Here is a 1160-nt window from a genome sequence, read left to right as displayed (position 1 = left end):
CACTGTATACTCAAGAGCCAATCAGTGTCGGGATGAAAGCCATTCGTGCTTCAATTGAGGAGAAAAAGTTTCCCGCCGTGGGTTGCTCGGTGGCCGCTGTACCAACAAGTCTGGGAAGCGGGAAGCCCGTACTCTATCGGTTCGCGCAGCGTGGCGTAAGCCATGTTGCGTTGACTCAACGAAGAGGAGTGCCAGGAGTACGTCACCCCAGGGCAATATCCAGCAGCAGCATCACCACAAACCCACTGAGAACGCCAAAGGTGCCCTCCCGCTCCAGCCCCCGCCGGTGCGACTCGGGGAGGATCTCATCCGAGATCACAAACAACATTGCCCCGGCAGCAAAGGCCATGCCCCAGGGCAACAAGGACTGCGCCAGAGAAACCACCGTCGCTCCCAGGATGCCGCCGATGGGCTCCACCAGTCCGGTCAGCAGGGCAATGGCAAAAGCAAACAGCCGCGAGTACCCCTGGCCTGCCAGCGACAAGGCCACCACCAGCCCTTCCGGCATGTTCTGCAGGCCGATCCCCAGGGTCAGCACCAGCCCATCGCCGACCTGGCCGGTGGCAAACCCCACCCCCACCGCCAAGCCTTCCGGGAAGTTGTGCAAGGCAATGGCGATGATAAAGAGCCAGATCCGCTTTAGATGGGCGCGGTTCTCCCCTTCGATCCCTTTAAAGAAGTGCTCGTGGGGAAGAAGCTGGTGGGCACTCTCGAGGAAGATCGCCCCCAGCAACAAGCCCGCCACCATCACTACGGCCGCCCCCAACTGGGAATATCCCAGTGCCAGCGCCGCCTCGGTGCCCGGCACCAGCAGCGAAAACGAGGTGGCAGCCAACATTACCCCACCCCCAAACCCCAGCAGGATCCCTTGCACCCTCGCCGAGAGCGAGGGGAGAAACAGCGCCGGCAAAGCCCCCAGCCCCGTTGCTAATCCGGCCACAAAGCTGGCCAGGGATCCCGTTGCAATTGGATGCACAAGCCACTCTCCGTCAAGGCCCAATGCCTCTCAATTTTCCCCCATCCGCCGGCTCTTTCTCCTCGACGGCTGAAGATGGCTCTCCGGCTGCTGAGGCGCAGCTTGCAACCTTCCCCACAAGTGTCGTAGGCGGATCCCCGCTCTGGAGCTCGTCACCCTGCCAGGCACCAGACAACCTAGGTGT

General features: G+C 61.7%; 1 protein-coding gene. It reads right to left on the bottom strand.

The features are described 5' to 3' along the window. Window positions 1–202 precede the first annotated feature (202 nt). Window positions 203–976: a ZIP family metal transporter gene (locus tag NW827_RS04275; RefSeq protein WP_414403980.1), complete on the bottom strand. Its 774-nt coding sequence runs from the start codon at window positions 974–976 to the stop codon at window positions 203–205. Window positions 977–1160: the final 184 nt, after the last annotated feature.

This window comes from Synechococcus sp. H70.1 (assembly GCF_047502705.1).
In the GTDB taxonomy this organism is placed as follows: domain Bacteria; phylum Cyanobacteriota; class Cyanobacteriia; order Thermostichales; family Thermostichaceae; genus Thermostichus.
This window is presented reverse-complemented; position numbering and strand designations above follow the sequence as displayed.